The 12687-nt window shown below is 68.1% G+C and carries 12 protein-coding genes; 6 read left to right on the forward strand and 6 right to left on the reverse strand.

Annotated elements, in window-relative coordinates; all coding sequences use genetic code 11:
- Both ACNO8X_RS18480 and ACNO8X_RS18485 read left to right on the forward strand, forming a co-directional pair.
- On the forward strand, positions 1–1080 hold the full coding sequence (locus tag ACNO8X_RS18480) for a VIT1/CCC1 transporter family protein (RefSeq protein WP_418002180.1): 1080 nt from the start codon (positions 1–3) through the stop codon (positions 1078–1080).
- A gap of 31 nt (positions 1081–1111) precedes the next feature.
- Positions 1112–2491, forward strand: a complete 1380-nt coding sequence (locus tag ACNO8X_RS18485; protein ID WP_418002181.1) for a DUF2252 domain-containing protein — start codon at positions 1112–1114, stop codon at positions 2489–2491.
- A 3-nt stretch (positions 2492–2494) separates the two neighbouring features.
- On the opposite strand, the gene hemQ is transcribed toward ACNO8X_RS18485, so the two are convergent.
- The 3 genes from hemQ to hemE are packed head-to-tail and all read right to left on the reverse strand — an operon-like array spanning position 2495 to position 5611.
- Entirely contained in the window at positions 2495–3196 is a 702-nt protein-coding gene (hemQ, locus tag ACNO8X_RS18490) for a hydrogen peroxide-dependent heme synthase (protein WP_133761868.1), read from the reverse strand.
- Between the two features lie 4 nt (positions 3197–3200).
- A complete protein-coding gene (locus ACNO8X_RS18495) occupies positions 3201–4553 on the reverse strand; it encodes a protoporphyrinogen oxidase (RefSeq protein ID WP_418002182.1) in 1353 nt (450 codons plus the stop codon).
- Between the two features lie 8 nt (positions 4554–4561).
- Positions 4562–5611, reverse strand: a complete 1050-nt coding sequence (gene hemE, locus ACNO8X_RS18500; protein WP_418002183.1) for a uroporphyrinogen decarboxylase — start codon at positions 5609–5611, stop codon at positions 4562–4564.
- A gap of 65 nt (positions 5612–5676) precedes the next feature.
- Between hemE and ACNO8X_RS18505 the strand changes: the two genes are divergently transcribed.
- Positions 5677–6309, forward strand: coding sequence for a DUF3000 domain-containing protein (locus ACNO8X_RS18505; protein WP_260939793.1), 633 nt, complete (start codon positions 5677–5679; stop codon positions 6307–6309).
- A 4-nt stretch (positions 6310–6313) separates the two neighbouring features.
- Complete coding sequence (locus tag ACNO8X_RS18510; RefSeq protein ID WP_418002184.1) at positions 6314–7561, forward strand: HRDC domain-containing protein; 1248 nt, start codon at positions 6314–6316, stop codon at positions 7559–7561.
- Positions 7562–7757: 196 nt separating this feature from the next.
- Here ACNO8X_RS18510 and ACNO8X_RS18515 read toward each other — a convergent pair whose 3' ends face one another.
- Both ACNO8X_RS18515 and ACNO8X_RS18520 read right to left on the reverse strand, forming a co-directional pair.
- The gene (locus ACNO8X_RS18515) at positions 7758–8210 is read right to left on the reverse strand and encodes a lipoprotein LpqH (protein WP_418002185.1); all 453 of its coding nucleotides are present in this window, start codon (positions 8208–8210) and stop codon (positions 7758–7760) included.
- A 67-nt stretch (positions 8211–8277) separates the two neighbouring features.
- Positions 8278–9207: an alpha/beta fold hydrolase gene (locus ACNO8X_RS18520; protein ID WP_418002186.1), complete on the reverse strand. Its 930-nt coding sequence runs from the start codon at positions 9205–9207 to the stop codon at positions 8278–8280.
- Positions 9208–9475: 268 nt separating this feature from the next.
- Here ACNO8X_RS18520 and ACNO8X_RS18525 point away from each other — a divergent pair, with 268 nt between their 5' ends.
- Together ACNO8X_RS18525 and ACNO8X_RS18530 are read left to right on the forward strand one after the other, a co-directional pair.
- On the forward strand, positions 9476–10174 hold the full coding sequence (locus ACNO8X_RS18525; protein WP_418002187.1) for a hypothetical protein: 699 nt from the start codon (positions 9476–9478) through the stop codon (positions 10172–10174).
- 61 nt (positions 10175–10235) lie between these two features.
- Positions 10236–10784: a hypothetical protein gene (locus ACNO8X_RS18530; RefSeq protein ID WP_418002188.1), complete on the forward strand. Its 549-nt coding sequence runs from the start codon at positions 10236–10238 to the stop codon at positions 10782–10784.
- On the opposite strand, the gene dxs is transcribed toward ACNO8X_RS18530, so the two are convergent.
- Complete coding sequence (dxs, locus tag ACNO8X_RS18535; RefSeq protein WP_418002189.1) at positions 10785–12683, reverse strand: 1-deoxy-D-xylulose-5-phosphate synthase; 1899 nt, start codon at positions 12681–12683, stop codon at positions 10785–10787. It lies immediately after the preceding gene.
- Between the last annotated feature and the right edge of the window lie 4 nt (positions 12684–12687).

The raw sequence follows: 12687 nt of genomic DNA on the forward strand, positions 1-12687 counted from the left end.
GTGGTCGCGCAGCCCACCGACGCGCAGTTGCGTCGGTGGCGACAGCATCTGGCCAACGAACGTGCCGAGGCCGCCGTCTACCGGGACCTGGCGCAGCGCCGTGAGGGCGCCGAACGCGACATCCTGCTGGAGCTGGCCACCGCGGAAGGCCGGCACGAGAAGCATTGGCTGGCACTGCTCGGTGATCGGGTCGGCAAGCCCCATCGGCCCGACCTGCGGACTCGGGCCCTCGGGTTCCTGGCCCGTCACCTCGGATCGGTGTTCACGCTGGCCCTGGCGCAACGGGCCGAAGCCCGCTCGGAGTATGACACCGACGTCGACGCCACCCCGACCATGGCCGCCGACGAACGCATCCACATGGAGGTCGTCCGCGCCCTCGCCAGCCGCGGCCGCGACCAGTTGTCCGGCAGCTTCCGCGCCGCCGTGTTCGGCGCCAACGACGGGCTGGTCAGCAATCTGGCGCTGGTGCTGGGGATCGGCGCCACCGGGGTGTCGAGCGCCACGATCCTGGCCACCGGGCTGGCCGGGTTGATCGCGGGCGCGCTGTCGATGGGCGCCGGCGAGTACGTATCGGTCAACTCGCAGCTCGAACTGCTGGAGGCCTCGACGCCCAGCGCCACGGCCGGCACCGCGGTGCGGGCACTCGACGTCGACGCCAACGAACTGGAGCTGGTGTACCGCGCCCGCGGGATGAGCCCGGAGGACGCGGCCGTCCGTGCCTCCGATGTGTTCGCGAGCCTGCGGGCGGGCGCGCTGGCCGACTCGCCGCTGGGCGAGGTGTCCACCGAGAAGCACGAAGCCGTGGGCACCGGGGTGCGCGCCGCGGTGTCCAGTTTCCTGTTCTTCGCCTCCGGCGCGCTGGTCCCGGTGCTGCCCTACCTGTTCGGACTCACCGGCCTCGCCGCCGTCGTCATCTCGGCAGTCCTGGTCGGGCTGGCGCTGCTGACGACAGGAATGATCGTCGGCCTGCTCTCCGGCGGACCGCCGCTGCGACGGGCGTTGCGTCAGTTGATGATCGGCTACGGCGCCGCGGCGGTGACCTACCTGCTCGGTCTGCTGTTCGGCACCGCAGTCGGCTGAGCGGCAGCATCGAGCGAAGGGCGACAACGGGATGAACCAATCTGTGCAGGAACGCCGCGCCGCCGGCCGAGCCGCCCGCGACAAGTTGCCCCGAACTGCTCTGGCCGAGGTCCACATCACCGCCGACCGCCCAGACCCGGTGGCGCTGCTGCAGTCGCAGGCCGCCTCCCGGATCGCCGAACTCGTCCCGATCAGATACGGGCGGATGCTGACCTCACCGCTGGCCTTCTATCGCGGCGCGGCCCTCATCATGGCGGCCGATCTGGCCGCCGGTCCCCACACCGGACTGACCGCGCAACTGTGCGGGGATGCCCACCTGTGCAACTTCGGTCTGTTCGGCTCACCCGAACGCAATCTGGTGTTCGACGTCACCGACTTCGACGAAACCCTGCCCGGGCCATGGGAATGGGACGTGAAGCGGCTGGTGGCGAGCCTGGCGATTGCCGGTCGTGACAACGGTTTCAAGGCCGACGATCGCGCGGAGGTGGTCCGCAGCTGCGCCAGCGCCTACCGCACCCGCATGCAGGAGCTGGCCGCTATGGGCGAACTGGAGGCCTGGTACACCCAAACCACCGTGGATGCCGAACTGCAGAACAGCGTCGACACCAAATTCGCGCGACAGATCCAGCAGACCGCGGCCAAGGCCCGCGCCCATGACAGTCTCCACGCGGTCGCAAAACTGACCGAAACCGTAGACGGTCAGAGCCGGCTCATCAGCCGTCCGCCGCTCGTCGTCCCCATCGAGGAACTGGTCGGCGTCGACCAGGCCCACCAATACGAGCAACACACGACCCCGTTCTTGCAGTGCTACCGCGACAGCCTGGTGGACAGCCGACGTGTGCTCATCGACCGCTTCCGGTATGTGACGATGGCGCGCAAGGTGGTCGGCGTGGGCAGTGTGGGCCTGCGGGCGTGGATCGTGTTGCTGGTCGGGCGCGACTCCGACGACCCGTTGTTGCTGCAGATGAAGGAGGCCCAGCCCTCTGTCCTGGAACGCTTTCTCGGCGCCAGCACGTATCCGAATGCCGCCCAACGGGTTTCGGTCGGGCAGCGGCTGATGCAGGCGAGCAGCGACATTCTGCTGGGGTGGCTGCACGCTGTCGGCCCAGACGGCTACGAGGCGGACTACTACGTGCGTCAGCTGCACGACTGGAAGGGTGCGGTGTCGGTGCAGACGTCAAACCCGAAACTGCTGGCCTACTACGGACGATCCTGCGGCCATGCGTTGGCCCGGGCCCACGCCCGCACCGGCGATCGCATCGCGATCGCCGGCTATCTGGGCAGCAGCGACACCGCGGATGGGGCGTTGACCAAATTCGCGGAGACCTACGCCGACCAGAACGAGCGCGACTTCACGGCGTTGCGCGACGCCGTCGCGGCCGGACGGGTGACCGCAGAGTCCGACCTGTAACCGTCAGGGCAGGTTGGCGACCAGCTGCTCGATGCCGACCCGCGGGCCGGTGAAGAACGGGGTCTCCTCGCGGACGTGGCGACGGGCATCGGTGTAGCGCAGCTTCCACATCAGCTCGACAATGCGGGCCAGGTCCGGGCCTTCGAAGGCGAGGATCCATTCGTAGTCACCCAGCGCGAAGGCCGGCACGGTGTTGGCGCGCACATCGGGGTATTCGCGGCCGGCCATACCGTGCTCGACGAGCATCCGGCGGCGGTCCTCGTCAGCCAGCAGGTACCAATCCAGCGACCGCACGAACGGGTAGACGCAGACGTAGTCGCCCGGGTCCTCGCCCGCGATGAACGCCGGCAGGTGGCTCTTGTTGAACTCGGCCGGACGGTGCAGCGCGACGACGCTCCACACCGGTTCGGTGGCAGCGCCGAGCGCTGTGCGACGGAAGCCGGTGTAGGTGGCCTGCAGGTCCTCGACGCGCTCGGCGTGGGTCCACATCATGAAGTCGGCGTCGGCCCGGAAGCCGGCGACGTCGTAGAGCCCGCGGACCACGACGCCCGCGTCCTCGCGCTTCTTGAGGTAGGCCGCGGTGTCGGCGGCGATGGCGGCCCGCGACTTCTCGTCCGCGGGCAGCTCATCCGGCTGCACGGCGAAGACCGAGATCATCATGTACCTGGTCATCGAGTTGAGGGCGTCGTAGTCGAGCTTGGCCATGGCTCTATCGTGCCACGCCGGTACCGGCCAACTCTCGGGCCGCCCGGGTTCCCGACGCGACGCACGCCGGCACCCCGATACCGTCCAGGTATCCACCCGCGACGGCCAGCCCCGAGGGCAGTCCGGCGCGCAACTCGTCGACCAGTTCGAGGTGCCCCGGACCGTATTGCGGCATGGCGTCGATCCAGCGCTGCACCAGGTAGTCCACCGGCTCGGCGGTAATGCCGAACAGCGTCCGCAGGTCCTCCAGCGACCACGCCAGCAGCCGGTCGTCGCCGACGTTGCGCGCGAGGTCGTCACCGAACCGGCCGAACGACAGCCGCAGCAGTTCCACGTTGCCGCCGCGTCCCCATTTGCGCGACGTGAGGGTGATCGCCTTGGCGTGCAACGCTTCTCCCGCGGCCATCAGGACTCCGGACTGCTGTGGCAGCGGCGTCCCACCCGGTAGCGCCAGGGCGACGACCGCCGCCGAAGCCACCGGGATCAGCCGGGCCATCGCAGCGCTGCTCGGCGCAATGTCGGCGAGCAGCCTGGCCACCCGCGGTGCCGGCAACGCCAGCACCACCGCGTCGGCCGACCAGTGCTTGCCCTCGTCGTCGCGCAGCTGCCAGGCGCGGCCGACCGGCGTCAGCCCTTCGATGCCGACCTGCGCCCACTGGGCGCCGGTGCGCCGCACCAGTTCGTCGACCAGGACGGTGTAGCCGCCGTCGACGGCGCCGAAGACCGACGCGCTCGTCGGCGGGGCGGCCGACAGCACCGACGCGACGGCGGCGGTCAGGCTCGGGGCACCACGATCCAGCGCGGCGGCCAACGCGGGCACCGCGCTGCGGATGCCGATGGTCTTGGACGAACCGGCGTACACGCCGGACAGCAGTGGGTCGACCGACCGCGTCACTACCTGGCTGCCGAAGCGGTCGCCGACCAGTTGCGCGACGGTCGGGTCTGCGTCGAGCTGCCAGTGCAGCGGCAGGGAGGGCTCGCTCGCGATCTGGGCCAGCGTCGCGTCGTCGACCAGCCCACGCAGGTTGGCGCCCGGTCCGGGGATGCCCTGCATGGTGCCGTCAGGCATCGGGTGCTGGCGGCCGCCGCCGCAGATCAGCGGACGGACACCCGTCGTGCCGATCTGTCGCAGGCCCAGTTCTTGCAGCAGGGACGTGACCTCGGGCCGCCGGGCCACGAAGGCCTCGGCACCGACGTCCATGGACTGGCCGGCCAGCCGTTCGGTGCGGAGCACACCACCCAGCCGGTCCGCCGGATCGAAGACGGTGATGCGTGCCGCCGGGTCGGCCTGGCGCAGCCGGTACGCCGCGACCAGACCCGAAATGCCGCCGCCGACAACGCAATACGTCTTGCTCATCTACAGACTCACAGCGAGTGCGCCAGCGCCACCGCTTCGGTGACCACACCGGGATCGGTCGACGGCAACACGCCGTGACCCAGGTTGAAGATGTGCCCGGCGGCACCGGCCGCGACGGCCCGGCGCCCGTCCGCGACGACCTGGCGGACGGCGTCGTCGACCACGCGCCAACCGGCCAGCAGCACGACCGGATCGAGGTTGCCCTGCAAAGCCTTGCCCGGGCCGACCCGGCCCGCGGCGTCGACGAGGTTGGTGCGCCAGTCGACGCCGACGACCGTCGCCCCGGCTTCGCCCATGGCACCCAGCAGCTCGGCGGTGCCGACGCCGAAGTGCGTCATCGGGACGCCTTCCTCTTTCAGCGAGGCGAAGATGCGGGAGCTGTGCGGCAGCACGTAGTCGCGATAGTCGGCGAGCGACAAGGTGCCGGCCCAGGAGTCGAAGAGCTGGATCGCGTCGACGCCGGCGGCCAGCTGGGTGCGCAGGAACTCGATGGTGAGGTCGGTCAGCTTCTCCATGAGGTCGTGCCACGTCGCGGATTCGCCGAGCATCATGGCCTTGGTCTTCTCGTGGTTGCGGCTCGGGCCGCCCTCCACCAGGTACGAGGCCAGCGTGAACGGCGCGCCCGCGAAACCGATCAGCGGCACGTCACCCAGTTCCTTGGTCAGCAGGCCGATCGCCTCCGCCACGGGCGCCACCTGATGGGGCTCGAGCGGCTTGATGCCCTCGACGTCATCCTGGGTGCGGATCGGGTTGGCGATCACCGGGCCGACGTCCGGCACGATGTCCAGATCGATCCCGGCGGCCTTCAGCGGCACCACGATGTCCGAGAACAAGATGGCGGCGTCGACGCCGTGGCGGCGCACCGGCTGCATGGTGATCTCGCAGACCAGCTCGGGGTTGAAACACGCCGAGAGCATGGTGTGGGTGGCGCGCAGGGCGCGGTATTCGGGCAGGGACCGGCCGGCCTGCCGCATCATCCACACCGGGGTCCGGTCCGGGGTGCGGCCGTTGGCGGCAGCCAGATAGGGCGATTGCGGCAGTTCACGACGGGTGCTCATCACTGCTAATGCTGCCATGCCCGGATCGATCGCTTATACCCTGTCGCGCAGCCAAATGTTGGGCTATCGGCGCGCCTGCTTACGCGACCGGCCGGATCGGGCTAGCGTCCCAGAATGTGACCTCCGCCGAGCCGGCCCAGTTCCGCACTGCTGTTGCGGCAATGAACGCCGCCACCGTGCGCCAGGAGATCGAACTCGGCCCGATCCGTCCGCCGCAGCGGCTGGCTCCCTTCAGCTACGCGCTGGGCGCAGAGGTACGTCATCCTGACGCCTCCGTCGTCCCGGAGAGCTCGGAGGGCGATGCCTTCGGACGTCTGATCCTGCTGCACGATCCCGAAGGCGCTGAAGCATGGGACGGCACCATGCGTCTCGTCGCCTACATCCAGGCCGACCTGGATTCCACCGAGGCCGTCGACCCATTGCTGCCCGAGGTGGCGTGGAGCTGGCTGGTCGATGCGCTCGAGTCGCACGCCGACGGCGTCACCGCATTGGGCGGCACCGTCACCGCGACGACGTCGGTGCGCTACGGCGACATCTCCGGGCCGCCGCGGGCCCACCAACTCGAGCTGCGCGCGTCGTGGACCGCGACGTCACTGGAGCTGGGACCGCACGTGCAGGCTTTCTGCGAGGTGCTCGAACACGCCGCCGGCTTGCCGCCTGCCGGCGTGACCGATCTGGGTTCGCGCACGCGCGCGTGACCGCATGACTGAACCTGATCCTGACGGGACCGTCGCCGACCAAGTTGCCGACGATCCCGACGTCACTCCCCTGCTGGCGCCCGCCGACGGAGTGCCCGCTGTTGCCATCTATGCGAGCGACATCGCCCGTGCCGGCGAGCTTTTGGCGTCCGGGCACGGCGCGTTCGCCATCGACGCCGAGCGCGCATCGGGCTTCCGGTACTCCAACCGCGCCTACCTGATCCAGATTCGCCGCGCCGGTGCGGGCACGGTGCTGATCGACCCCGTCAGCCATGGCATCGATCCGTTGAAGGCGCTGGCGCCGGTGGCCGAGGTGGTGAATTCGGACGAGTGGATTCTGCACGCGGCCGACCAGGATCTGCCGTGCCTGGCCGAGCTGGGCATGACGCCGCCGTCGCTGTACGACACCGAATTGGGCGGCCGGCTGGCCGGCTATGACCGGGTGAACCTGGCGGCCATGGTGCAGCGACTTCTGGGCCTGGGCTTGAAGAAGGGCCACGGTGCCGCCGACTGGTCCAAGCGCCCGTTGCCCGCGGACTGGCTGAATTACGCGGCGCTGGACGTCGAGGTGTTGCTGGAGTTGCGTGCCGCAGTGGCTGCGGAGCTGCAGTCGCAGGGCAAGACCGAATGGGCCGCACAGGAATTCGAGCACATGCGGACCGTCGAACCCAGCCCGACCCGGCGCGACCGGTGGCGGCGGACGTCGGGCATCCACAAGGTCCGCAACGGCCAGGCGCTGGCCGCGGTGCGCGAGCTGTGGCAGACCCGCGACGTGATCGCCCAGCGGCGCGATATCGCGCCCGGCCGCATCCTGCCCGACGCGGCGATCATCTCCGCCGCTGTCGCCAATCCCGACACCATCGAAAAGCTCACGGCGCTACCGATTTTCGGCGGCTCGCGGCAGAAGCGCAGTGCACAGGTCTGGCTCGACGCGCTGGCCCGGGCCCGCGAGGCTGATCCCCCGGCCTCGGAGCCGAACAACGGGCTCCCGCCACCGGCCCGGTGGTCGCGTCGCAAACCCGAGGCGTTCGAGCGGCTGGAAGCCTGCCGCGGCGGGCTCTCCGAACTGTCCGAAAAGGTTTCAGTGCCTTCCGAAAACTTGGTGACGCCGGAGACCGTGCGGCGGCTGTGCTGGGATTGGCAGCCGGTTGCTTCTGTTGCCGAGGCCGTAGACGAGTTCCTGGCCGCGGCCGGCGCCCGGCCGTGGCAACGGGAGCTGTGCGGCCCGGTCCTGGTCGCTGCTTTGGGTTGACCCTGCAACGAGGGCGCGAAAGTTCGAGTGGGCCGCTCAGCCGGCTCAGGGTCAATGCGTTCCCGCGAACACCGGCCGTTGACCCTGAATCCTGGGTGCAAAAGTGCGAGTGGATTGCGCCGCCAGCTCAGGATCAACGCGGGTCCGGCTCAGCTCAGCGTTGATCCTGTATCCACGGCCACCCAGGCTCAACTGATCAAGGCGACCCGATCGCCGGGACAGTGTCATGCGGATGCGCGTCCTGATAACCGGGGCACGTGGTCTGGATTTTGAACGTATGCCATTGGGACTCACCCGGATTCGGCGGCATGCGCCCGCTGACGGTGTAGGTGTCGTCGACTTTGATTCCGGTGACCTCTTGCGGGTCGGCGATGAAACCCGTCACGTCGCCGTCGCGCATCCCGACCTTCTGCACGACGACGCGGCCGACCTGGGTGAGCTGGATCCGAACCAGCTGACGCGTCTTGCCCTGGGCCAGGATGACCAAGCCGCCGCCGGCGAGTTGCCTGGTGCAGACCACCGTGCCAGTGTCGATGGTGTGCGCCTCGCCGTCGAACACGATGGAGGTGACGGTCGGCGTGCCCGCGTCGCACGCACTGATCAACAGAACAGCGAGCAGCGCCACGAGATCCGGGCGGTGGACGCGCATGTGGCAAGTGAACCAGCTGGCTCTTATGTGCGCGTGCGAAGTGCGTGTCGTCGCCCTGGACGCCAGGTCAACGGTGGTCGATCGGCCGCCACAGCATCGGGGTGACGAACTCCAGGAAGTGCTCGAGCACCGCCTCGGGCGCCTCGATCTGCGGCCAGTGCGCGATATCGTCGGCCAGCATCACCACGTCCGGGTTCGGGATGACCTCGCGGTATCGCTGGGCCATGTGGGCGCCGGAGTTCGGGTCGGACGGGCCGTCGATCAGCCGCATCGGGATCGCCGTCTCGCGCATGGCACGCACCCAGCGATTGCGGTAGGTGTAGCGATCGTTGATGAAGCGGCCGACCTGGTGCATGACCTTCTTGCCGTCGTTGTAGTCGAGGATTTCGTGGAACTTGTCCATCAGTTCCTTCGACGGTTTGGTGTTGACGCCGAACATCTCGTTGATGGTCGGGTCCGCCAGTCGGCGCGACAGCGGCGTGCCCTGAAACTGACTCATGATGCCGCCCAACGGAGTTTGCGACATCGCCTTCTGAAGCAGCCGCGGCGTGTACGCCTCGTTGAACAAACCGCCGTTGAGCCAGGTGATCGATTCGATGATCAGTTTCCCGTACGACTGATCACCGAAGTGGTTGCGGGCCAACAGCTCCTGACCCACCGAGTCGCCGATGTCGTGGGCCATCATATGGATCGAGCCGACCCCGAGATGCGCCAGTAGCGCCTCGTGCATATCGGCATGGTCGTGCACCGCGTACTGGTACGCGCTCGGCTTGGCGGAGAAGCCCATGCCCATCATGTCCGGCGCGATCACGGTGAACTTGTCGGTCAGCGTCGGCCAGATCAACGACCAGTCCCAGGAATTGAACGGGTAGCCGTGGATGAGCAGGAGCACCGCACCAGTGCCGAGCTCCAGACCGTCCTGACGATAGAAGATGTCGAATCCGAGGTAGTCGAAATACTGGCCGGCGGACTTCCAGGCTTCGAGTTCGGCGTGCATGGGGTTGAGCCTAGGCGTGCGGGGATGGTGACGCCCCTGTACCGCGGCAACCAGGCAAGTTGGCCCGCCGAACTACGATTGACAGCATCAATCAGAGAAGGACATCGGGATGATTCGGCTCCTCCTACCGCTCGTGGTCGTGACAGTCATCCTCGCCGTCGTCATGGTTGTCGGAGGCGCCGCTTTCGGGGCGGCCGTGACGTCCTCGGCCGACCGGAAAGTGCCGGGCCGGCCATCTCGTGGCTCCGTGATGACCAAGGCCTGGCTGGTGTCGTTCGTCGTGGTGATCGCGGTCGGCATCGCGACGGAGGGCATCGCACTCGTGCCCGCCCTTGGCATCGCCGCCATCGGGTTGTTGATCACGCACATCGTGATCGGTGGCCGGGCCGGCTCTTCGATCACGCGCGAACTGTCACCACAAGAAATCGAACGCGCCCGGCTTGCCGAAGAGTTCGGAGTCGACGGTCTCGCGATGCTCGACGGCGCGCAGGCAGCCATCGACCGGATCGAGCGTTCGGAAGCGGCGACGGGCGGCTGGCTCGGCAACGACCTCGACTTCACCAGCGACCTGACGACGATCCGCGAAAATTGCCGAGCCACAATAGAACTCAACGGCCTGATCAAAGAGCTAAGCGACCTCGCCGACCCTCGCTCAGACGATCTGGCGATGTTGGACGACGCCCAGACGAAGGCGCGGCAACTGGAAGCCCGATCCCGGCAGCGGGTCGACGACCTCCGGATGTGCGCCGACAAGGCCGAGGAAATCGACCAGTCGCTGCGCGATGATCGCGCGCGGGCGCAGCTCGCCGAAAAGCGCGACGACATCCGCAGTCGCATGGCCGCCAAGCTGTACGGCATCGAGGCAGCACCGTCGGACGCGCCGTCGTCGTCGGTCGACAAGATCACCGCACTTGCGGCGGCCTACGCGGAGATCCGGGGCAAGGTCGATCGCGAGGACAGGGACTAGCGCCGTGGGCGCTTGATCCCGCTGTGGTGAGCGGTGAGTTGAAAAGAAAGCACCATTTCGAATGACCAATGAGCCCGAACAGTCAGCCTGCGACAAGCCAACTCGCCCACAGTTTTCGAGGCAATGGGCCTGGTTCGGGGGAATCGTAGGCGTCCTAGGGGTTGTCGGTTTCGGCCTTGCATTCCTCCTGATGCTTCCGCTGGCGATGACTACCGACGGCTGCCACGACGGCAGCACCGATTGGGTGTGCAAGCTGTCCGCGCGCGGTCAGAACTTCCTGATCGCGATTCCATGGATGTGTCTGATTGCGGGCATCGTCGCCGCCGTGGTGACCGCAGTTCTGGCGGCGCGTCGACGATGGACTCCATTGATCGGCATTCCCGCCGGCGTCGCTGTCGCCTGGGCACTGATCCCCGATAGGCAAAGCAATCGCCCTCCACGTGTAGGCCGCGGTTGCCGCGAGCCTGACCTGGTGGCGGAAAATCGAGCCCAGAATCGCCGTGCAGTCAGGTCGGTGAACCACGTCCCCCTCACCGCCTACGAGCGGCCCCAAAATGCCCGCGACACACCGCAATTGCGTGTACAAACACGCACGCTCGCGGGAGATTGACTACTGCGAGGAGATGTCGACGGAGCTGCCGAGGGCGGCGACCCAGCCGGTGACCTGGCGGGCCACGTCCTGATCGGTCAGACCGATGGACGTCAAGACCTCGCTGCGGGTGGCGTGCTCCTGGAACTCCTGGGGCACACCGACGTCGCGGCACGGCACGTCGATCTCGGCGCGGCGCAACGATGCCGATACCGCGGAGCCGATACCGCCGGCGACGCCGTTGTCCTCGAGCGTCACGACGAGTTTGTGAGCCTTGGCCAGATCGGCGATGGCAGCGGGGACCGGGAGCACCCAGCGCGGATCGACGACCGTCACACCGATGCCCTGCTTGCGCAGCCGATCGGCCACCACCAGCGCCATCCGGGCGAACGCGCCGACCGCGACCAGCAGCACGTCGTCGGACAGGCCGTCGGCAGGCTCGGTCAGGATGTCGACGCCATGCTGGCGGCGGACCGCCGGAATGTCGTCGCCGACAGCGCCTTTCGGGAACCGAACAGCGGTCGGGCCATCGTCGATGGCCAGGGCCTCAGCCAGTTCCTCACGCAGTCGGGCGGCGTCGCGCGGTGCCGCGACCTGCATGCCGGGCACGATGCCGAGCATCGACATGTCCCACACGCCGTTGTGGCTGGCGCCATCGTTGCCGGTGACGCCCGCGCGGTCGAGCACCATGGTGACGGGCAGCTTGTGCAGCGCCACGTCCATCATGATCTGGTCGAATGCCCGGTTCAGGAACGTCGAGTAGATGGCGACGACGGGGTGCATGCCGCCCATGGCGAGGCCGGCGGCCGACGTCATCGCGTGCTGCTCGGCGATACCGACGTCGAAGAACCGGTCCGGGAAGCGCTGCCGGAATGCGGACAGGCCCGTCGGACCTGGCATGGCGGCAGTGATCGCGACGATGTCGCGCCGCTTGGTGGCCTGCTTGATGAGCTCCTCGGAGAACACCGACGTCCAGCCGAGCACCGACTCAGCAGTCGACCGCCCGGTGTGCGGGTCGATGATGCCGGTCGAGTGCATCTGCTCGGCTTCGTCGTTCTCCGCGTGCGCATAACCCATGCCCTTGCGGGTGACGACGTGCACGATCACCGGCGCGTTGAACCCACGGGCGTGCCGCAACGCCGCCTCGACGGCGTGCTCGTCATGACCATCGATGGGCCCGACGTACTTGAGCCCCAGATCGGTGAACAGCGCCTGCGGCGCCAGCGCGTCCTTGATGCCGGCCTTGATGCTGTGCACGCACTGGTAACAGAACTCGCCGAGGACGGGCATGCCGCGCAGCGCGTTCTTGCCCCGCTCCAACGCCTTCTCGTAAGCGGGCTGTAGGCGCAGTGCCGCGAAGTGGTCGGCCAGGCCGCCGATGGTCGGCGCGTAGCTGCGGCCGTTGTCGTTGACGACGATGACGATGGGCCGGTTCGCGGCGGCGATGTTGTTCAGCGCCTCCCAGCACATGCCGCCGGTGAGTGCACCGTCACCGACGACGGCGACGACGTGGCGGTTGCGATAGCCGGACAGTTCGAAGGCCTTGGCCAGCCCGTCTGCGTAGGACAGCGCCGTGCTGGCGTGGCTGGACTCGACCCAGTCGTGTTCGCTCTCGGCGCGCGACGGATAGCCGGACAGGCCGCCCTTCATGCGCAGCGTCTCGAAGTCGGGGCACCGGCCGGTCAGCATCTTGTGCACGTAGGCCTGGTGGCCGGTGTCGAAGATGATCGGATCGTGCGGCGAGTCGAAGACCCGGTGCAGCGCAAGCGTCAGCTCCACGACACCCAGATTGGGGCCGAGATGCCCGCCGGTGGCGGCAACCTTGTGGACCAGGAACTCCCGGATTTCGGCGGCGAGTTCGGTCAACTGCGGCTGCGATAGGTGCGCCAGATCAGCGGGGCCGCGGACCTGTTCAAGCATTCCG

The sequence above is a fragment of the Mycobacterium sp. PDNC021 genome, assembly GCF_048282635.1.
In the GTDB taxonomy this organism is placed as follows: domain Bacteria; phylum Actinomycetota; class Actinomycetes; order Mycobacteriales; family Mycobacteriaceae; genus Mycobacterium; species Mycobacterium llatzerense.

Bases quoted from the DNA above. Each gene is read 5' to 3' on its own strand.
- ACNO8X_RS18485 (WP_418002181.1), top strand. From the start codon at position 1,112: ATGAACCAATCTGTGCAGGAACGCCGCGCCGCCGGCCGAGCCGCCCGC.
- hemQ (WP_133761868.1), bottom strand. From the start codon at position 3,196: ATGGCCAAGCTCGACTACGACGCCCTCAACTCGATGACCAGGTACATG.
- ACNO8X_RS18495 (WP_418002182.1), bottom strand. From the start codon at position 4,553: ATGAGCAAGACGTATTGCGTTGTCGGCGGCGGCATTTCGGGTCTGGTC.
- hemE (WP_418002183.1), bottom strand. From the start codon at position 5,611: ATGAGCACCCGTCGTGAACTGCCGCAATCGCCCTATCTGGCTGCCGCC.
- ACNO8X_RS18510 (WP_418002184.1), top strand. From the start codon at position 6,314: ATGACTGAACCTGATCCTGACGGGACCGTCGCCGACCAAGTTGCCGAC.
- ACNO8X_RS18515 (WP_418002185.1), bottom strand. From the start codon at position 8,210: ATGCGCGTCCACCGCCCGGATCTCGTGGCGCTGCTCGCTGTTCTGTTG.
- ACNO8X_RS18520 (WP_418002186.1), bottom strand. From the start codon at position 9,207: ATGCACGCCGAACTCGAAGCCTGGAAGTCCGCCGGCCAGTATTTCGAC.
- ACNO8X_RS18530 (WP_418002188.1), top strand. From the start codon at position 10,236: ATGACCAATGAGCCCGAACAGTCAGCCTGCGACAAGCCAACTCGCCCA.
- dxs (WP_418002189.1), bottom strand. From the start codon at position 12,683: ATGCTTGAACAGGTCCGCGGCCCCGCTGATCTGGCGCACCTATCGCAG.